This is a genomic window from Pseudomonas sp. JV245A (assembly GCF_032424515.1).
GTDB lineage: Bacteria > Pseudomonadota > Gammaproteobacteria > Pseudomonadales > Pseudomonadaceae > Aquipseudomonas > Aquipseudomonas protegens.
Window position 1 is genome coordinate 1 of sequence record NZ_VYKE01000115.1, and the last position, 19393, is coordinate 19393.

The following is a 19393-nucleotide window of genomic DNA, read 5'->3' on the forward strand; positions in this document are numbered from 1 at the left end:
GGTGGCGCGGGTCGAGGGCGAGTACTGTCTTGATCTGGCCCCCGAGCCGCCGGCGCGCCTGTGGCTGGAGCCTGTGGCGGAGTTTCCCAGCCAGCAGGCCTGCGTGGAGCATTTCCTTGAGCGGCCGCTGTCACTGTTCGAGCAGGACCTGTGCAGCCTGTTCAAGGTGCGCATCGACGGCACCTTGCACCTGGGGCTGTGGCTGCACCACATTCTTGGCAACCATGTCGGCCAGTTGAGCCTGCTGCGCAGCGTGGAACAGTTGGCGCTGGGTGTGCAGTCGCCGCCGGTGGCGGATTTTTCCTTTGTCGGCAATAACCTGATGCAGGCCGAGGAATATGAGCGTCTGGCAGATGCCGGCACCGAGGCCTGGGAGCAAGAGGCCGAGGAGTACGCGCCGCTGGCCGATGTCCCGGCGCCGGCGGCCACTGCCCAGGCGCTGCAGTTGCGGGCGGCACTGGCCATGGACCCGATGAAGCTGGCCTCGCCGCAGCGTCTGTTCCACCTGTTGCAGGCGTTTCGCCAGGGCTGTGCCGAAGGCTTGGGGATAGAGGCGCCGATCGTCAATCTATTGTTCGCCTGGGCTGAGCGTTCGGTGATCAGCGGATTCTCCAGTTACACGGTGCCCGTGCCCCTGGCTCCCGGGCGCTTCGCCGAAGGCTGCGAGCCACAGGCCTGCATGGATTACCTGAATGCCAAGCTGGCCCGGGCGGCCTTGGGCTACGAGGAAATACTCGCGGCCCTGGGCCTGTACGGCTTTGCTCCGGCGTTCCTGTGCAATTTCGTCGAGCTGCCGGCCAGTGACGCCCGGTGGTTGCAAACGCGGATTGCCAACCCGGTTAGCGAGTGGCCCAAGACCCTGCTCGACCTGACGGTGGTCAAGTCGGCGCTGGGCTGCGAAGTGCTGCTCAACAGCTATCTGCCCGAGCCGCAGGCCAGGGCATTTCTCGAATCCTTTGTCGCGGCGGGGCAACGTCAATGAAACTGATCTGCTTTCCCGACTTCGTCGGCCATCCAATCTGTTTTTCCGCCCTGGGCCGGGCACTCAAGGGGCGGGTGTCGCTGGTGCAGGTCAACTACAGCGACTACTGGCCCTATTCCAGTGTCGAAGACCTGGCCCGGCAGATTGCCCAAGAGCATGAGCTGACGACCCTGGACGCAGTGCTCGGTTACTCCTTCGGCGCTTATGTGGCGGCCTGTTGCGTAGCCCGCAGCCCGGCACCCGCCAGGCCGCTGCTGTTGGTGGACCCGCCGCTGCTGGCCGAGCTTCGAGGGTTGGCCCCTGACGCCATTGCCCGGCGTTTGGCGGCCGATCCGCAGTATGCCTACGTCGATGACCTGGTGGACGCGCAGTTGGTCAATCGCGAGTGCGTGCACGGCAATATCCTGCTGCTGTCCCAATGGCAGGCGGTGCCGCTGAAGGGGCGCGCGGTGGATGTGCTGTTGTCCGCCGGGCGCAGTGCCGAGGGGCTGGTCCCGGGCCTGGGGCTCGATCCGGCCCAGGACAATCGCTACTGGCGGGACGAGCAGCGCCACCATGGCTCGGTGATCAATAGCCCCGATGTGCTCACCTGGCTGCTGGCCCCTGGGGCCTTGCAGCGCATTGCTTGGTGATCGAAGCCGGCCCGTTCGGGGTGCCCTCAGTTCCAGCTAAGTTTTCCCTCGTAGCCTCTGCCTCGCGCCAATACACGCGCCGTTATGGAGAGGCACCCGATGAAGCCGCTGAGCAAGACCGATTGGCTGAACAAGGTTCCGGAGGTGACGCTGTCCTTCTGGATCATCAAGATCATGTCCACCACCGTGGGCGAAACCTGCGCCGACTACCTGGCCGTCGACGCCGGCCTGGGGCAGGGCGTGACCAGCATCGGCATGGCCCTGTTGCTGGGGCTGGCGCTGTTCGCGCAGTTCCGCAGCCGGGCCTACACACCGTGGATCTACTGGCTGAGCGTGGTCCTGGTGAGCATTGTCGGGACCCAGATCACCGATGTGCTCACCGATCAGCTGGGCATCAGCCTGTACCTCAGCACCGCAGTGTTTGCAGGTTTGCTGGCGGTCAATTTCGCTGTCTGGTACGCCGTTGAGCGCAATCTGTCGATCCGCCAGATCGTTACCCCGCGACGCGAGCTGTTCTACTGGGCCACCGTGCTCTGCACCTTCGCCCTGGGAACTGCTGCCGGGGACCTGGCCACCGAGGCGCTGGGGCTCGGCTTTACCCTGGGAGCGCTGATCTTTGCCGCACTGATTGCCGTGACCCTGGTGGCCTGGCGCCTGGGGGGCAATGCGGTGCTGACCTTCTGGATCGCCTACATCCTCACCCGACCGTTTGGCGCCGCCCTCGGCGACCTGCTGACACAAGCCAAGACCTACGGTGGCCTGGGCCTGGGCGCCACCTGGACCAGCGTAATCTTCCTCTGCGTGATTCTTTTGCTGGTGACCGTCGCGCAGCTCAACGTCAACAACCGTCAGCGCCTTTCCCACTGATTATCCGACCCTCACTCAAGGACTCATCATGGCCTTTATCCGCTCTGCCATTCGCTACACCACGACTCTTTCCATGATTGCCCTGCTGGGACTGGCCGCGGGGTGTTCCAAGCCTGCCGATGCGCCCAAGCCCGGCACTGCCGCTTCAGCCCAGGCTACCGCGGCCACGGCCTCCAGGCTGGGCGACCTGGCCGAGTTCCAGGCCATTGCCCGTGATGTGGCCGGCTTGGTGGACAAGCAGGACCTGGCGGGGGCGAAGCGCCGGATCAAGGATCTGGAAGTTGCCTGGGACTCCGCCGAAGCCGGCTTGAAGCCCCGTGCCGCCGGTGACTGGCATGTGTTGGACAAGGGCATCGACCGCGCACTGGACGCCCTGCGCGCCGGCACCCCGCAACAGGCCGAGTGCAAGTCGGCGATGGACGATCTGCTGGCAACGTTCAGTCGCTTGCAAGGCAAGGCCTGACCCTCATCTTTTCCAGCAGACCGGCAGGCGAGTGATTACCCTTGGGGGGACTCGACCCGAGCCCGGCCTTCCTCAAGCGCAGGCCGGGCCTGTTTCACTACGGAGGCCCTATGCGGATCTTGCTGGTGGAGGACGACGGGATGATCGCCGAGGCGATACAGGGCGCCCTCAAGGATGCAGGCTACGCCGCCGACTGGGTCAGCGATGGGGTGACCGCCCTGGCTGCCCTGGACAGCCAGCATTACGACCAGGTGCTGCTAGACCTCGGCCTGCCCGGCAAGGACGGGTTACAGGTGCTCGACAGTATTCGCCGCCGTAACAACCCGGTGCCGCTGTTGATCATTACCGCTCGTGACAGCCTCGATGACCGGCTGCGAGGCCTGGACGGCGGCGCGGACGACTACCTGCTCAAGCCCTTCGCCATGGCCGAGCTGCTGGCGCGAATGCGTGCGGTCATGCGTCGCAAAGGTGGTAGCGCGGCACCGCTGCTGGGCAATGGTGTGGTTTCGCTGGACCCGGTATCGAAACAGGCAAGCTCGTTCGAGCAGCCTGCGGTGCAGCTGTCGAACCGCGAATTCGCCTTGTTGCAGGCGCTGTTGATCCGCCCGGGGGCGATTCTTTCCCGTAGTGAGCTGGAAGACCGCATCTACGGCTGGGGCGAGGAGGTGGAAAGCAATGCGGTGGAGTTCCTGATCCATGCCTTGCGCCGCAAGTTGGGAAGCCAGGTGATCAAGAACGTCAGGGGGATGGGATGGATGGTTTCAAAAGACGTCTGAGCGAATCGGTCCAGCTCAGGCTGTCCATTGCCCTGTCAGTGGCGGTGCTGATCGTTGCGCTGCTGGCCGGAGTCTTTGCTTATGTCTCGGCCTTCGACGAGGCCCTGGAGATGCAGGACAACACCCTGCGCCAGGTGGCCGCGCTGTTCGAGCGCCAGCACATGACCCTGGCCTACCCGCCGCCGGGGCAGGTCGTCGCCGACGATAACGAGGAATCCAGGGTGGTCGTTCAATACCTGGCCGATGGCGCCAGGGCGGCGGCGGACAGTGATGCCGAAATCCCCCTGCCGCTGCCCACCACCCTGGCGGACGGTCTGTCGACCCTGACGGTGGGCGGCGAGCCGTTTCGGGTGCTGGTCAAGACCACCAGCGCCGGCCTGCGGATTGCCGTGGCCCAGGAAACCGGCGCTCGTGACAGGGATGCGCGGGAAAGCGCCTGGCGTGGACTGTTGCCCTTCCTGATCCTGTTTCCCGTGCTGTTGCTGGTGATTGCCGATCTGGTGCGCAAACTGTTTCGTCCCATCGAGCAGTTGGCGGCCGAGATCGATCTGCGTGACGAGCAGGAATTGCACCCGATCGACGAGCGCCATCTGCCGACCGAGGTGCGGCCTTTCGTGCGGGCCATCAATCGCCTGTTGCTACGGGTGACTCAGTCCATGACGACGCAGCGGCGTTTCGTGGCGGATGCCGCCCATGAATTGCGCTCGCCGCTGACGGCCTTGTCCCTGCAGGCCGAGCGCCTGGCATCGGTGGAGATGCCCAGCCTGGCTCGGGAGCGCCTGCAACTGTTGCGCCGGGGGATCGAGCGCGGCAGGAAGCTGATCGATCAATTGCTCGGGCTGGCGTCTGCACAATCGGCCATCAATGGCCGGGTTGAGACGGTCTCGGTGCACGGGGTGTACCGCCGGGTGCTGGAGGACCTGCTGCCCCTGGCGGAGGACAAGGCGATCGACATCGGCCTGGAAGGTGGGCCGGACAGGCAGGTGCTGATCAGCCAGGAGGACCTGCTGACCCTGGTGAAGAACCTGGTGGACAACGCCATCCGCTATACCCCGCAAGGTGGGCGGGTAGACCTGTCAGTGGCCCAGGTGCAGGACGAGATCCTGCTGCAGTTCAGCGACTCGGGGCCGGGTATTGCCGTGGCTGAGCGCGAGCGCGTGTTCGACCCTTTCCATCGCGGGCTGGGCAGCGATGAAGTGGGCTCCGGGTTGGGGCTCGCCATCGTCAAGGCCATTGCCGATCGGCATGCCGGCCGGGTCTGGCTGGATTACTCCGACCAACGGGCCAAACGCGGGTTGTGTGTGACGGTGGCTTTTGCCCGGGTGCAGGTGCCGCCGGCAGGGTAGGGCGCGGCTGTTGGGCAGAATAGGCTTTTGAATACCCTGGATATTCTGTAGCCTTGCGCGGCTCCAATGTTGTCCGTACCTGATGAACTCACTCTCCCGGCGGGGCCTTAAGCGGTCCGGAGCCGGTGGTATACTCGACTTTCGCGCCTCAAGCGCCTGCAGGTCTTGCGAACATGACGCAAATTTCTGAACGCCTTCTGGTTCAAGCCCACCTCGACGCCAAGCAGCCCAAACCCTTGAGCGCTGCGCAAGAGGCCCATCTGCGTGCCGCCATCGCTGCCGAGCTCAAGGCTCAGGATGCGGTGCTGGTTGCACACTTCTACTGTGATCCGGTGATTCAGGCCCTGGCCGAAGAAACCGGTGGCTGCGTGTCCGACTCCCTGGAAATGGCCCGCTTCGGCAATGCCCATCCGGCCAAGACCGTGCTGGTTGCCGGGGTCCGCTTCATGGGTGAGACGGCGAAGATTCTCAACCCTGAAAAACGGGTGTTGATGCCGACCCTGGAAGCCACCTGCTCCCTTGACCTTGGCTGCCCGGTGGAGGAGTTCTCGGCCTTCTGCGATCAGCATCCCGAGCGCACCGTGGTGGTCTATGCCAACACGTCGGCGGCGGTCAAAGCCCGTGCCGACTGGGTGGTGACGTCCAGTTGCGCCCTGGAAATCGTCGAAAGCCTGATGGATAACGGCGAGAAGATCATCTGGGGCCCCGACAAGCACCTGGGCACCTACATCCAGCGCCAGACCGGTGCCGACATGCTGCTCTGGGACGGTGCCTGCATCGTTCACGAGGAGTTCAAGTCCAAGCAGCTGGAAGACATGAAGGTGCTGTATCCGGATGCGGCCATTCTGGTGCACCCGGAGTCCCCCAGCTCGGTGATCGAACTGGCCGATGCGGTGGGCTCCACCAGTCAGCTGATTGCTGCCGCGCAGCGCCTGCCGAACAAGACCTTCATCGTCGCCACCGACCGCGGCATCTTCTACAAGATGCAGCAGCTGTGCCCGGACAAGGTGTTCATCGAGGCGCCGACGGCCGGCAATGGTGCGGCGTGCCGCAGTTGTGCCCATTGCCCGTGGATGGCCATGAATACCCTGGAGCGTACCCTGCAGTGCCTGAAGGATGGCAGCAACGAGATCAGCGTCGACCCGGCGCTGATCCCCAATGCGCTCCGCCCTCTGAAGCGCATGCTGGATTTCACCCAGGCCGCGCGGATGAAACTGGCGGGCAACGCCTGATCGGTTCTTCTGCTCGCTTAAAAAAAACGCCCCGATCTGTCGGGGCGTTTTTGTAGGCGGCGGGCTTACTTCTTCTGCTTGGGAATGCGCACCAGTTGGCTGTTGGAGTAGATGTCGTGCCAACTGCGTTTCTGCTTGTCCACCAGCACCCAGAAGAAGCCCAGGCCGGCACACAGCCAGGACGCGATCGACACCATGAAGCGCAACAGCGCCTGCCACAGGCTGATACGGCTGCCGTCGGCGTTCTGCACCCGGATACCCCAGACCTGCATGCCCAGGGTCTGGCCGGAATGGGTCCAGAACTTGGCGAAGAAACCGAACAGTACGAACAGCAGCACCGTGGAGTACAACGGGTCACCGTCCAGGGCGCCGGATTCGGTCAGGGTACGCATCCGCGCCTCGCCGATGATCTGCATCTGGATCAGCTTGTAGATGCCACCCGTGACAATCAGCAGGGCGACGCAGAGTAGAAAATCATAGAACATCGCTGCCAGGCGACGACCCAGGCCGGCGGCGGGGAATTCGCCTTGGGGGCTTAGCAGATGTTTCGACATGACAGGCTCTCGACTGAAAAAAGAAGCCATTTTACGGAATTGCGCGCACAAAAAAGCCCCTGATGTCAGCATCAGGGGCTTTTTCGTTACAGACGATTAAGCTTCTGCTTGTACTTCGTCAGCCTGCATGCCTTTCTGGCCTTGCACAGCGATGAAGGTCACTTTTTGGCCTTCTTTCAGGCTCTTGAAGCCGTTGCCCTGAATGGCGCGGAAGTGTACGAACAGATCCGGACCGCTTTCTGGAGTGATAAAACCAAAACCTTTCTCGTCGTTAAACCACTTGACGGTACCGCTCTGACGTTGGGACATTTCTTATTTCCTTTGACGCTAAAAAATTAATGACAGTCTCTTTCTCATGAAAGAGTACTGGGCTGGGTTGCAGGAAAGTAAGAGACGTCGAACGGGTTGTAGCAAACTTGTTAGCTACTGCCCAGGTCACGATTCCAAGCGACCCATGCAAACACAGTGGGGAAACTCTACGCCAACTATGGGAGAAAAAACAAGCCCCGCGAAGCCCCGGTTTTACTCAGCTTGCCGAGGTTTGGCGGAACTAGCGTACGGGGCTTATTCGATAGAGTTGTTCAATTGTTTTCGGGCGTTATAAGTGAAGTTCAGTATCGAAAATATGCACTGTTTTATGGCGGTTGCGTTACAGATTAGTGCACTTTTAACGCAACCGCGTTACTTATAGAAACAGTCCCTCAGCCGCGGTAGTAGCGTTGTGGCACGAATGGCATTTTGCTTACAAGCATTGGCACCTTTTTCCCACGAACTATTGCTGCAACTGGCGTATCGAGTGCGCAGTGCTCTATGTCGAGGTAGCCCATGGCCAAGGGGCCGCCCAGGGTCGGACCAAAACCGCCGCTGCACACGCTGCCGATAACCTTGCCTTGGGCGTCGACGATCTCTGCACCTTCACGTACCGGTGTGCGTTCCTGGGGCAGCAGGCCGACGCGTTTGCGGCTGACACCGCCTTGCTGTTGGGCAAAGATCACCTCGGCACCGGGGAAGCCGCCGGCGCGGGCGCCATCGGCACGACGTGCCTTGGAGATGGCCCACAGCAGGCTGGCCTGGATCGGCGTGGTGTCGCTGTTCATGTCATGGCCATAGAGGCACAGGCCGGCTTCCAGGCGCAGGGAGTCGCGGGCGCCGAGGCCGATGGCCGCTACTTCCGGCTCGGCCAGCAGGGCACGGGCGAGTTTTTCCGCCTGGGCCGCCGGCACCGAGATTTCGAAACCGTCTTCGCCGGTGTAGCCCGAACGGCTGACAAAGCAGTCTACGCCCAGCAGGGTCACCGGCTTGAACTGCATGAAGGTCATCTGCGCCACCTCCGGCGCCAGGCGCGCCAGCACCGTGACCGCAGCAGGGCCTTGCAGGGCCAGCAGGGCCCGTTCCTCGAACAGCGGTTGAATGTCGCATTGCTCGCCCAGGTGGCGGCGCAGGTGGGCCAGGTCCTGGTCCTTGCAGGCGGCGTTGACTACCAGGAACAGCTGTTCGTCCCCCAGGTTGGCCACCATCAGGTCATCAAGGATGCCGCCCTGTTCGTTGGTGAACATGGCGTAGCGCTGCATGCCCACCGGCAAATCGATGATATCCACCGGCACCAGGGTCTCCAGGGCCTGGGCGGCATTGGCGCCGCGCAGCAGGATCTGCCCCATGTGGGACACATCGAACAGCCCGGCCTGTTCACGGGTGTGCTGGTGCTCCTTCATCACTCCCAGCGGGTACTGCACCGGCATGTCGTAGCCGGCGAACGGCACCATGCGGGCGCCGAGTTCCAGGTGCAGGCTGTGCAGCGGGGTTTTCAACAGTGTTTCGGTGGACATGGGCAACTCCTGAAAAAACGTGCGGATACAGGCTGCGTATCAGCACTCGATAATGTTCACGGCCAGACCGCCACGGGCGGTTTCCTTGTATTTGCTTTTCATGTCGGCGCCGGTCTGGCGCATGGTGCGGATGACCTTGTCGAGGGAGACGAAGTGCTGCCCGTCGCCACGCAGGGCCATGCGCACCGCATTGATGGCCTTGACCGAGCCCATGGCGTTGCGCTCGATGCAGGGCACCTGCACCAACCCGCCAATGGGGTCACAGGTCAGCCCGAGGTTGTGTTCCATGCCGATTTCCGCGGCGTTCTCCACTTGCTGCACGCTGCCGCCGAGGACCTCGCACAAGGCCCCGGCCGCCATCGAGCAGGCCACGCCCACTTCACCCTGGCAGCCGACTTCGGCGCCGGAGATCGAGGCGTTTTCCTTGTAGAGGATGCCGATGGCTGCGGCGGTGAGGAGAAAACGCACCACCCCGTCTTCGTTGGCCCCGGGAATGAAGCGCATGTAGTAGTGCAGCACCGCCGGAATGATTCCGGCCGCGCCATTGGTGGGGGCTGTGACCACCCGTCCGCCGTTGGCGTTTTCTTCATTCACCGCCAGGGCATAGAGGTTGACCCAGTCCAGCACCGACAGGGCATCGCGCAGCGCCGCTTCCGGGTGCTTGCACAACTGGCTGTGCAGGGCCGCGGCGCGGCGCTTGACCTTGAGTCCGCCGGGCAGAATCCCTTCGTTGCGACAGCCAGCGTCCACGCAGTCCTGCATCACCTGCCAGATCTTCAGCAGTCCAGCGCGGGTTTCCGCTTCCGGGCGCCAGGCGCTTTCATTGGTCAGCATCACCTGGCTGATGGACAAGCCGTAGGTGCTGCAGTGTTGCAGCAGTTCCTTGGCGTTCCTGAAGGGGAAGGTCAGGCGAGTGGTGTCTTCGACGATACGGTCGGCACCTGCGGCGTCTTCGTCGACAACGAAACCGCCACCGACCGAGTAGTACTCACGGCTACGGATCTGCAGGCCGGCGCTATCGAAGGCGCGAAAGATCATGCCGTTGGGGTGATAGGCCAGAGGTTTGCGGATCATTGCCAGGTGTTCTTTCTCGTTGAACGCAATGCTGTGTTCGCCGAGCAGGTTGAGGCGCGCGCTGCTGCGTATTTCCTGCAGGCGCGCGGCGATGTTTTCGGTATTCACGGTGTCCGGGTGCTCGCCTTCCAGGCCCAGCAGCACCGCCTTGTCGCTGCCGTGGCCTTTACCGGTGGCGCCCAGCGAGCCGTACAGCTCGACCTTGACGCAGGTGGTGCTGGCCAGCAGTTGATCGCGACGCAGGCCTTCGACAAAACGCGCGGCGGCGCGCATCGGGCCGACGGTATGGGAGCTGGAGGGGCCGATGCCAATCTTGAACAGGTCGAACACGCTCAGGGACATGTTGGTTCTCCGGTTTCTTATTGTATTGATCGGCAAGCAAGCACTTGCAGGAGCTAGCTTGCCCGCGATACAGGCAGCCGCTGCTCTACCCGATTGATGCGTTATCGCTCATCGCCGGCGAGCCGGCTCCTACAGGTATACGCGGTATCTGCAGGGGCACGGCTCTCCAGTGATGGACGGCTTACGCGTCCTGGTAGCTCTCGATCGAAGGGCAGGCGCACACCAGATTGCGGTCGCCGAACACGTTGTCGACCCGGCCAACCGGCGGCCAGTACTTGCCTTCCACCAGGGATGCCACTGGGTACACCGCCTGTTCACGGCTGTATGGATGGGACCACTCGCCCACCAGTTCGGCCGCGGTGTGCGGAGCGTTCTTCAGCGGGTTGTCGTCCTTGTCCAGGGCGCCGTTTTCCACTGCGCGGATTTCTTCGCGGATGCGGATCATGGCGTCGCAGAAGCGGTCCAGTTCTTCCTTGGATTCGCTTTCGGTGGGCTCGATCATCAGGGTGCCGGCCACCGGGAAGGACATGGTCGGCGCGTGGAAGCCAAAATCGATCAGGCGCTTGGCCACGTCATCGACGCTGATGCCGCTGCTGTCTTTCAAAGGACGCAGGTCGAGGATGCATTCGTGGGCCACCAGGCCGTTGCTGCCGGTGTAGAGCACCGGGTAGTGCTCTTCCAGGCGGCGCGAGATGTAGTTGGCATTGAGGATCGCCAACTGCGAGGCGCGCTTGAGGCCGGCGCCGCCCATCATGCTGATGTACATCCAGGTGATCGGCAGGATGCTGGCGCTGCCGAACGGAGCGGCACAGACCGCGCCTTTCTTGTTTTCCAGCGCGGCATGGCCGGGCAGGAAGGGCGCCAGGTGCGACTTGACGCCGATCGGGCCGACGCCCGGGCCGCCACCGCCATGGGGAATGCAGAAGGTCTTGTGCAGGTTCAGGTGGGACACGTCGCCACCGAACTTGCCCGGGGCGCAGAGGCCGACCATGGCGTTCATGTTGGCGCCGTCGATGTACACCTGGCCGCCGTTGTCGTGAATGATGCCGCAGATTTCGCGGATGCCTTCTTCGAACACGCCGTGGGTCGACGGGTAGGTGATCATCAGCGCGGCGAGGTGCTCGCGGTGCTCGATGGCCTTGGCCCGCAGGTCCTCGATGTCGACGTTGCCGCGGGCGTCGCAGGCGGTGACCACCACGCGCATGCCGGCCATGTTGGCAGTGGCCGGGTTGGTGCCGTGGGCCGAGGAGGGAATCAGGCAGATATCGCGGCGCTCGTCGCCACGGCTCTGGTGATAGGCACGAATGGCCAGCAGGCCGGCGTACTCGCCCTGGGAGCCGGCGTTGGGCTGCAGCGACACCGCGTCGTAGCCGGTGGCAGCGCACAGCATCGCTTCAAGTTCGGTGGTCAGTTGCTGGTAGCCGGCGCTTTGCTCGGCGGGAGCGAAAGGGTGCAGCGCGCCGAACTCGGCCCAGGTGATGGGGATCATCTCGCTGGCGGCGTTGAGCTTCATGGTGCAGGAGCCCAGCGGGATCATGGTGCGATCCAGGGCCAGGTCCTTGTCTGCCAGCTTGCGCAGGTAGCGCATCAGCTCGGTTTCCGAGTGATAGCGGTTGAACACCGGGTGGCTGAGGATCGCTGACTGGCGTGCCAGAGCGGCGGGGATGGCGCTGGTGACCGCCGCCGCGAGTGCCGCGAAGTCGGGTGCGGGCTTGCCGTCGGCCAGCAGGCTCCACAGGGTTTCAACGTCGGCTTGAGTGGTGGTTTCATCCAGGGACAGGCCCAGGCGCTCGGCGTCTATCACCCGTAGGTTGATGCCCTGGGCGCGAGCCTTGTCGTGCAGCGCAGCGGTGCGGCCAGCGGTGTGCAGGCTCAGGGTATCGAAGAAGCTTTCCTGCTCCACGGTCAAGCCCAGCTGGACCAGGCCCTTGGCCAGGATCGCGGTCAGCTGGTGAATGCGCTGGGCGATCTGGGTCAGGCCCTTGGGACCGTGGTACACGGCATACATGCTGGCGATGTTGGCCAGCAGGACCTGGGCGGTGCAGATGTTGCTGGTGGCCTTCTCGCGGCGGATATGCTGCTCGCGGGTCTGCATGGCCAGGCGCAGGGCCGGCTTGCCGAAACGGTCCACCGAGACGCCCACCAGGCGGCCGGGCATGTCGCGCTTGAAGGCATCGCGGGTGGCGAAGTAGGCCGCATGCGGGCCACCAAAGCCCAGGGGCACGCCGAAGCGCTGGGCACTGCCGATGGCCACGTCGGCGCCGAATTCCCCGGGCGGGGTCAGCAGGGTCAGGGCCAGCAGGTCGGCGGCCACGGCTACCAGGGCGTTGGCAGCGTGGAAACGCTCGGTCAGCTCGCGGTAGTCGAACAGGTCACCGTTGCTTGCCGGGTATTGCAGCAGGGCGCCGAAGAACGGGCTGACGTCGGTCAGCTTGCGCTCATCGCCCACCACCACGTTGATCCCCAGGGGCTCGGCACGGGTGCGCAGCACATCGAGGGTCTGTGGGTGGCAATGCTGCGAGGCGAAGAAGGCGTGGCTGCCCTTGTTCTTGCTCAGGCGCTTGCAGAAGGTCATGGCTTCGGCGGCGGCGGTGCCTTCGTCCAGCAGCGAGGCGTTGGCGATCGGCAGGCCGCTCAGGTCGCTGATCAGGGTCTGGAAATTCAACAGGGCTTCCAGGCGACCCTGGGAGATTTCCGGCTGGTACGGGGTGTAGGCGGTGTACCAGGCGGGGTTTTCCAGGAGGTTGCGCAGGATCGGCGACGGCGTATGGCAGTTGTAGTAGCCCTGGCCGATATAGGTCTTGAACAGCTGGTTCCTGGCGGCGATGGCCTTGATCGAGGCCAGGGCCTGGGCTTCGCTCAGGCCCTGGCCCAGCTCCAGCACGCTGGTGCCCTTGATGCTCTCGGGAATCACGCTGGCGCTCAGGGCTTCCAGGGAGTCGAAGCCGAGGCTATTGAGCATGGCTTGCTCATCGCCCTGGCGCGGGCCGATGTGGCGCGCGATGAATTCGTTGGCGGTGCTCAGGTTGACGGTCATGGCGGCTCCTCAGGCTTCGGCGCTGGCTTTGATCAGGCGGTCGTAGGCGTCCTGGTCCAGCAATTGGCCAACGGCAGCGGCATCGGCAGGGATGAAGCGGAAGAACCAGCCTTCGCCCAGCGGGTCTTCGTTGACCAGTTCCGGGCTGTCTTCCAGGGCCGGGTTGGTGGCGACCACTTCACCGTCCAGGGGCATGTACACGCCGCTGGCGGCTTTCACCGATTCCACGGTGGCGGCTTCGGCGCCCTTGTCGTAGCCCTGCAGCTCCGGCAGTTGCACAAACACCACATCACCCAGGGCGTTCTGGGCGAAAGCCGTAATGCCGACGGTGACACTGCCATCCGCTTCGGTACGCAGCCATTCGTGATCTTCAGTAAAACGCAACTCGCTCATGGAAACTCCTCAGGGGCCAGACTCGTCTGGTGGACGCGATTGAATGCTCGGACAGCGCCGAGCCGAATGGCAATGTCCATAGCAAGAACACGGCCAATATTTATTTGGCCGTTGTAAATCAAGGGGTTGAGTGTTTTTTGTAGAGAATGGAATTTCACGGCCGTAGCGAAAACGCTACAGCACGGGGTGCGGAAAAAAGGCTTTGAGGATCAAAGCCTTGCACGGCTGCGATTGCAAGGCTTTGTAGCGAAATCGTTCCACTGTAGCGCTTTCAGTACAGATGGAGGTCGCTTTCAGAGCGGCAGGCGCAAGCTCAGGCCTTGCTGGGAATGCCGTATTTGCGCAGGCGGTGGGCAATCGCGGTATGGGAGGTCTGCAAGCGGTTGGCCAGTTGCCGGGTCGAGGGGTAACTGACGTAGAGGTTTTCCAGCAGCTCCTTCTCGAAGGCTTCCACGGCCTGTTCCAGGCTGGCCACTTCGGCATCGTTCTGGCGGGCTACCGAGGTGCCGGCAATGTCCAGGTCACCGATGTCCACCAGGTTGCTCTCGCAGATCGCCGCCGCACGGAAGATCACGTTCTGCAATTGCCGCACGTTGCCCGGCCAGCGGTTGCCCAGCAGCGCCGGGTAGGTCCCCGGTGTCAGCCGGCATACCGGCCGCTGGATCTGCGCGCAGGCCTGCTGCATGAAGTAGCGGGCCAGCAGCAGGATGTCCTGGCCGCGTTCGCGCAGCGGTGGCACTTCCACGTTCAGCACGTTGAGGCGATAGAACAGGTCTTCGCGGAAGGTGCCTTCGTTGACCATTTTTTCCAGGTCACGATGGGTGGCGCTGAGGATGCGCACGTTGACCTTGATCTCGCGATCGCCACCGACCCGGCGAAAGCTGCCGTCATTGAGAAAGCGCAGGAGCTTGGCCTGCAGGTAGGGCGACATCTCGCCGATTTCATCGAGGAACACCGTGCCCTGGTTGGCCAGCTCCATCAGCCCCGGCTTGCCGCCGCGCTGGGCGCCGGTAAAGGCGCCGGGGGCATAGCCGAACAATTCACTCTCGGCCAGGTTTTCCGGCAGTGCCGCGCAGTTCAGGGCCAGGAACGGCGCGCCGTGGCGGGCGCTGATGGCGTGGCAGGCGCGGGCCACCAGTTCCTTGCCGGTGCCGGTTTCACCCTGGATCAATAGTGGTGCGTCCAGCGCTGCAACCCGCTGCGCCCGGGCCTTGAGGGTGCGGATCGCCGGTGATTCGCCGAGCAGGGCATCGAAGCCTTCGGCGTGGTCGTGATGCAGGGCCGAGAGCCGTTCACCGATGCGGTTGGGCGGGTACAGGGTCAGCAGGGCACCGGCGTCGGTAATGGGAGTGGCGTCCAGCAGCAGGGTCTGGCCATTGACGGTGATTTCCCGCAGCGGCAGGCGAAAGCCGTTTTCCAGCAGGGCCTCCAGCAGTGCGGGGTCGGCAAACAGCTCGGCGACGCTTTCCCCGGCCGGTTCGCGACCATACAGGGCGATCAGCGCCGGGTTGGCCAGCAGCACTTTGCCGGCACTGTCCAGGGCCAGCACCGGATCGGTCATGGCCGCCAGCAGGGCGTCCAGTTGCAGGTGCCGGCGTTGCCCGGGAAGGATGTCCACCACCGTCACCGCCTGCACGCCACGTACGTTGAACAGCGCATCGCGCAGTTCTTCCAGCACCTGGGGGCTCAAGGTCGGGGCATCGATATAGACGTTGGGCGGCACCATTTCCACCGCATCCAGGTTGAGGTTGCGCCCGCCCAACAGGGCCAGGACTTCCTGGGTGATGCCGACGCGGTCGATGAAGCTGACGTGGATACGCATGGGGTGACTGACGGTTCTGCAAAGCGGAGGGTGGCCAGTATGCCTTGGGGCAGGGGCTTAGTCGAAATCGTCACGCATGCCGCAGGAGCCGGCTAGCCGGCGAAGGCGGGCCGGGCAGCGATGCAGGGCCGTGGTCAGTTCGCCGGCACGTCGGCCCCAGCAGGGGATCGGGGGGTTATGCAAGGTGCTCGGGTTTCACCGGGTCGCCGGGCTTGACGTCCAGTTGCTTGCGTACGTCCTCGAACATTTCGTCGTAGTACTTGTGCATCGAGGCAATGCTGGCGCTCTTGGGCAGGCCGTGCTGCTGGGCGAGGCGGGTGGCGTGGCGGGCGAAGTCGAAAGCCAGGTCCTTGGCCAGGAAGAACTGCTCCTTCAGGGACTTGTCTTCGATGGTGCCGTGCAGGGTGAACATCATGCCCTTGCCCTCCTTGGGGTCGTGGGCCACTTCGTAGTCAATGCACAGGTTGTAGCTGAAGTCGTCCTTGTTCAGCGCATGGCGCTCGATATGCAGGTGACCGGGCTCAAACATGGCCATAGGCTTCTCTCCTCCAGGGCTTTGAAATGAGGGCAGGCGCCGGGCCTGCCCCGAGTTTTCACTGCAAGCGTCTTACAGGTAACTGATGCCAGGTTGCGCGGTGCTGATGCGGGTGCCGGCCTTGCCCTGGACGATCGCTTCGATGTCCGAGAGTGAACCGATCACTGCGGTTTTGCCAGTGTGCCGGGCAAATTCGCAGGCGGCCTGGACCTTCGGCCCCATGGAGCCGGCGGCAAAGCCCAGCTTCTCGATTTCGTCCGGGTGGGCCTGGCCGATGGCCTTCTGGGTCGGTTTGCCGAAGTCGATGAACGCCGCGTTGACGTCGGTGGCGATCACCAGCAGGTCGGCTTCCAGTTGCTCGGCCAACAGCGCCGAGCACAGGTCCTTGTCGATCACGGCCTCGATGCCCTTGAGCTTGCCATCCTCGCCGTACATGGTGGGGATGCCGCCACCGCCGGCGCAGATCACGATGCTGCTTTTTTCCAGCAGCCACTTGATCGGACGGATCTCGAAGATGCGCTTGGGTTTCGGGCTGGCCACTACCCGGCGGTACTTGTCGCCATCCGGGGCGATGGCCCAGCCTTTTTCCTTGGCCAGCTTCTCGGCTTCTTCCTTGCTGTAGACCGGGCCGATGGGCTTGGTCGGGTTCTTGAATGCCGGGTCCTTGGCGTCCACTTCCACCTGGGTCAGCAAGGTGGCGAACGGCACCTCGAAGTCCAGCAGGTTGCCCAGTTCCTGTTCGATGATGTAGCCGATCATGCCTTCGGTCTCGGCGCCTAGCACGTCCAGCGGGTAGGGCGAAACCTGGGTGTAGGCCGCCGCTTGCAACGACAGCAGGCCGACCTGAGGGCCATTGCCGTGGGCAATCACCAGTTGGTTGCCGGGGTGGATCTTGGCGATCTGTTCGGTGGCGATGCGGATGTTGGCGCGTTGGTTGTCCGCGGTCATGGGTTCACCACGGCGGAGCAGGGCGTTACCGCCCAGTGCAACGACGATACGCATAATGCAGTCCTTCTAGAGTCCGGTGCCGGCGCCGCCTGGGCGGCGCCGGTGCTGGAGGGGGATTACAGGTCGGCCAGGGTCGAAACCAGGATCGCCTTGATGGTGTGCATGCGGTTTTCCGCTTGCTCGAAGGCGATGCAGGCGGGCGACTCGAACACGTCGTCGGTCACTTCAATGCCGTTGGCCAGGTGCGGATACTGCTCGGCGATCTGCTTGCCGACCTTGGTATCGCTGTTGTGGAAAGCCGGCAGGCAGTGCATGAACTTGGTCCGTGGGTTGCCGGTGGCTTTCATCAACTGGGCGTTGACCTGGTAGGGCAGCAGTTGCTCGATACGCTCGGCCCAGGCTTCCACCGGTTCGCCCATGGAGACCCAGACGTCGGTGTGAATGAAGTCCACGCCCTTGACCGCGGCTTTCGGATCCTCGGTGAGGGTGATGCGGGCACCGCTTTCCTCTGCGTATTTCTTGCAGCGCTGCACCAGGTCGTCATGGGGCCACAGGGCCTTGGGCGCGCAGATGCGCACGTCCATGCCGAGTTTGGCGCCCACCAGCAGCAGAGAGTTGCCCATGTTGTTGCGCGCATCGCCCAGGTAGGCGTAGCTGATCTCGTGGATCGGCTTGTCGGCGTGTTCACGCATGGTCAGCACGTCGGCGATCATCTGGGTCGGGTGGTATTCATCGGTCAGGCCGTTGAACACCGGAACCCCGGCGAATTTCGCCAGTTCTTCGACGATTTCCTGCTTGAAGCCGCGGTACTCGATGGCGTCGTACATGCGCCCCAGCACTCGGGCGGTGTCCTTCATGCTTTCCTTGTGGCCGATCTGCGAGGAGTTGGGGTCGATGTAGGTGACGTTGGCGCCCTGGTCATAGGCCGCCACTTCGAAGGCGCAACGGGTACGGGTCGAGGTCTTTTCGAAGATCAGGGCGATGTTGTTGCCCTTGAGGTGCTGCTGCTCGGTGCCGGTGTACTTGGCGCGCTTGAGGTCGCGGGACAGGTCCAGCAGGTAGCGCAGCTCACGTGGGGTGTGGTGTTCCAGGCTCAGCAGGTTACGGTTGTGGATGTTGAAAGCCATGATGGATCTCCTTTGATTTCGGTCGTCCACTTGCCGAGGCCCTTTGTAGGGGCAACGGCAAGCTGCTATGTCGGATAGGGTCGCTTAGTAGTCGATCGGGTCGCGGATGATCGGGCAGGTCATGCAGTGGCCGCCGCCACGGCCCCGGCCCAGTTCGCCGGCGCTGATGGTGATGACCTCGACCCCGGCCTTGCGCAGCAGGGTGTTGGTGTAGGTGTTGCGGTCGTAGCCGATGACTACGCCGGGTTCCACGGCCACCACGTTGTTGCCGTCGTCCCATTGCTCGCGCTCGGCGGCGAAGGCGTTGCCACCGGTTTCCACCACGCGCAGGGCCTTGAGGTTGAGGGCCTTGGCCACGGTGTCGAGGAAGCTGGTCTCCTCGCGGCGCACATCGATGCCGCCCGGCTTGCTTTCGTCAGGGCGCAGGCTGAAGGCGACGATCTGGCTCACCACTTCCGGGAAGACCGTGACCAGGTCGCGGTCGCAGAAGCTGAACACGGTGTCCAGGTGCATCGCCGCGCGGGATTTCGGCAGGCCGGCGACGATCACGCGCTCCACGGCCTTGTGCTTGAACAGGTTCAGCGCCAGTTGGCCGATGGCCTGACGCGAGGAGCGCTCGCCCATGCCGATCAGGACCACGCCGTTGCCGATCGGCATCACGTCGCCGCCTTCCAGGGTGGCGTTGCCGTGTTCCTGGTCCGGGTCGCCGTACCAGATCTGGAAGTCGGCGTTGGTGAACTCGGGGTGGAACTTGTAGATGGCGGTGGTCAACAGGGTTTCCTGACGTCGCGCCGGCCAGTACATCGGGTTCAGGGTCACGCCGCCGTAGATCCAGCAGGTGGTGTCGCGGGTGAACTGGGTGTTGGGCAGCGGCGGCAGGATGAAGCTGGAGTGGCCGAGGAAGTCGCGGAACATCTCGATGGTCTTGCCACCGAAGCTGGTGGGCAGGTCATCGGCCGATACACCGCCGATCAGGTACTCGGCGACCTTGCGCGGCTCCAGGCTGCGCAGCCACGAACCGACTTCGTTGACCAGGCCCAGGCCGACCTGGTTGGCGGTGATCTTGCGTTCCAGAATCCAGTCCAGGGCTTCGGGCATGGCGACAATGTCGGTCAGCAGGTTGTGCATTTCCAGCACATCGATATCCCGCTCACGCATCTTGGTGACGAAGTCGAAGTGGTCGCGTTTGGCCTGGGCCACCCACAGCACATCATCGAACAGCAGTTCATCGCAGTTGTTCGGGGTCAGCCGCTGATGGGCCAGGCCTGGGGAACAAACCATGACTTTGCGCAGTTTGCCGGCTTCGGAATGTACGCCGTACTTAACTTTTTCCGTGGTCATTACTGTGATCCTCCAGAGACAAAACAATCGGGGGTGTTGCTAGAGCTATAGGGTCAGGAAGCCGTCGTAGAGTCCGTAGGCCGCAACCAGGGCGCC

Annotated in this window: 18 protein-coding genes; 7 read left to right on the forward strand and 11 right to left on the reverse strand. The window is 63.4% G+C overall.

Features of this window, described 5'->3' with window-relative positions:
* The 7 genes from F6S12_RS23715 to nadA all read left to right on the forward strand — a co-directional run.
* Window positions 1-982 (forward strand): hypothetical protein (locus F6S12_RS23715; protein ID WP_315869376.1); only part of this gene is annotated, 982 nt, incomplete at its 5' end.
* The gene (locus tag F6S12_RS23720) at window positions 979-1614 is read left to right on the forward strand and encodes a thioesterase domain-containing protein (RefSeq protein WP_315869377.1); all 636 of its coding nucleotides are present in this window, start codon (window positions 979-981) and stop codon (window positions 1612-1614) included. The genes F6S12_RS23715 and F6S12_RS23720, both read left to right, overlap by 4 nt.
* A 99-nt stretch (window positions 1615-1713) precedes the next feature.
* A complete protein-coding gene (locus F6S12_RS23725; protein WP_315869378.1) occupies window positions 1714-2481 on the forward strand; it encodes a hypothetical protein in 768 nt (255 codons plus the stop codon).
* 28 nt (window positions 2482-2509) lie between these two features.
* Entirely contained in the window at window positions 2510-2944 is a 435-nt protein-coding gene (locus F6S12_RS23730; RefSeq protein ID WP_041119609.1) for a hypothetical protein, read from the forward strand.
* Window positions 2945-3054: 110 nt separating this feature from the next.
* Entirely contained in the window at window positions 3055-3720 is a 666-nt protein-coding gene (locus F6S12_RS23735) for a response regulator (protein ID WP_019094554.1), read from the forward strand.
* Complete coding sequence (locus F6S12_RS23740) at window positions 3696-5066, forward strand: ATP-binding protein (RefSeq protein ID WP_161466163.1); 1371 nt, start codon at window positions 3696-3698, stop codon at window positions 5064-5066. The genes F6S12_RS23735 and F6S12_RS23740 overlap by 25 nt, the downstream gene beginning before the upstream one ends.
* A gap of 173 nt (window positions 5067-5239) precedes the next feature.
* Window positions 5240-6298 carry a quinolinate synthase NadA gene (gene nadA, locus F6S12_RS23745; RefSeq protein WP_077934669.1) on the forward strand — a complete coding sequence of 353 codons (1059 nt, stop codon included), beginning with the start codon at window positions 5240-5242 and terminating at the stop codon, window positions 6296-6298.
* Window positions 6299-6363: 65 nt separating this feature from the next.
* Here nadA and F6S12_RS23750 read toward each other — a convergent pair whose 3' ends face one another.
* From F6S12_RS23750 to arcA, 11 genes are all read right to left on the reverse strand, one after another.
* Window positions 6364-6852: an RDD family protein gene (locus F6S12_RS23750; RefSeq protein ID WP_077934668.1), complete on the reverse strand. Its 489-nt coding sequence runs from the start codon at window positions 6850-6852 to the stop codon at window positions 6364-6366.
* A 96-nt stretch (window positions 6853-6948) separates the two neighbouring features.
* Entirely contained in the window at window positions 6949-7161 is a 213-nt protein-coding gene (locus tag F6S12_RS23755; protein ID WP_007977299.1) for a cold-shock protein, read from the reverse strand.
* 392 nt (window positions 7162-7553) lie between these two features.
* The gene (gene gcvT, locus F6S12_RS23760) at window positions 7554-8678 is read right to left on the reverse strand and encodes a glycine cleavage system aminomethyltransferase GcvT (RefSeq protein WP_011062897.1); all 1125 of its coding nucleotides are present in this window, start codon (window positions 8676-8678) and stop codon (window positions 7554-7556) included.
* Between the two features lie 39 nt (window positions 8679-8717).
* Complete coding sequence (locus F6S12_RS23765) at window positions 8718-10094, reverse strand: L-serine ammonia-lyase (protein WP_161466162.1); 1377 nt, start codon at window positions 10092-10094, stop codon at window positions 8718-8720.
* Between the two features lie 181 nt (window positions 10095-10275).
* Window positions 10276-13131: an aminomethyl-transferring glycine dehydrogenase gene (gene gcvP / locus F6S12_RS23770; RefSeq protein WP_103289393.1), complete on the reverse strand. Its 2856-nt coding sequence runs from the start codon at window positions 13129-13131 to the stop codon at window positions 10276-10278.
* 9 nt (window positions 13132-13140) lie between these two features.
* Window positions 13141-13524: a glycine cleavage system protein GcvH gene (gene gcvH / locus F6S12_RS23775; protein ID WP_011062894.1), complete on the reverse strand. Its 384-nt coding sequence runs from the start codon at window positions 13522-13524 to the stop codon at window positions 13141-13143.
* A 313-nt stretch (window positions 13525-13837) separates the two neighbouring features.
* Window positions 13838-15346 carry a sigma-54-dependent transcriptional regulator gene (locus F6S12_RS23780; RefSeq protein WP_011062893.1) on the reverse strand — a complete coding sequence of 503 codons (1509 nt, stop codon included), beginning with the start codon at window positions 15344-15346 and terminating at the stop codon, window positions 13838-13840.
* A gap of 175 nt (window positions 15347-15521) precedes the next feature.
* The gene (locus F6S12_RS23785) at window positions 15522-15881 is read right to left on the reverse strand and encodes a DUF5064 family protein (protein WP_041119603.1); all 360 of its coding nucleotides are present in this window, start codon (window positions 15879-15881) and stop codon (window positions 15522-15524) included.
* A 72-nt stretch (window positions 15882-15953) separates the two neighbouring features.
* The gene (gene arcC / locus F6S12_RS23790; protein ID WP_011062891.1) at window positions 15954-16883 is read right to left on the reverse strand and encodes a carbamate kinase; all 930 of its coding nucleotides are present in this window, start codon (window positions 16881-16883) and stop codon (window positions 15954-15956) included.
* A 62-nt stretch (window positions 16884-16945) separates the two neighbouring features.
* Entirely contained in the window at window positions 16946-17956 is a 1011-nt protein-coding gene (locus tag F6S12_RS23795) for an ornithine carbamoyltransferase (RefSeq protein ID WP_025126828.1), read from the reverse strand.
* An 84-nt stretch (window positions 17957-18040) separates the two neighbouring features.
* The gene (gene arcA / locus F6S12_RS23800) at window positions 18041-19297 is read right to left on the reverse strand and encodes an arginine deiminase (RefSeq protein ID WP_011062889.1); all 1257 of its coding nucleotides are present in this window, start codon (window positions 19295-19297) and stop codon (window positions 18041-18043) included.
* Window positions 19298-19393 lie beyond the last annotated feature (96 nt).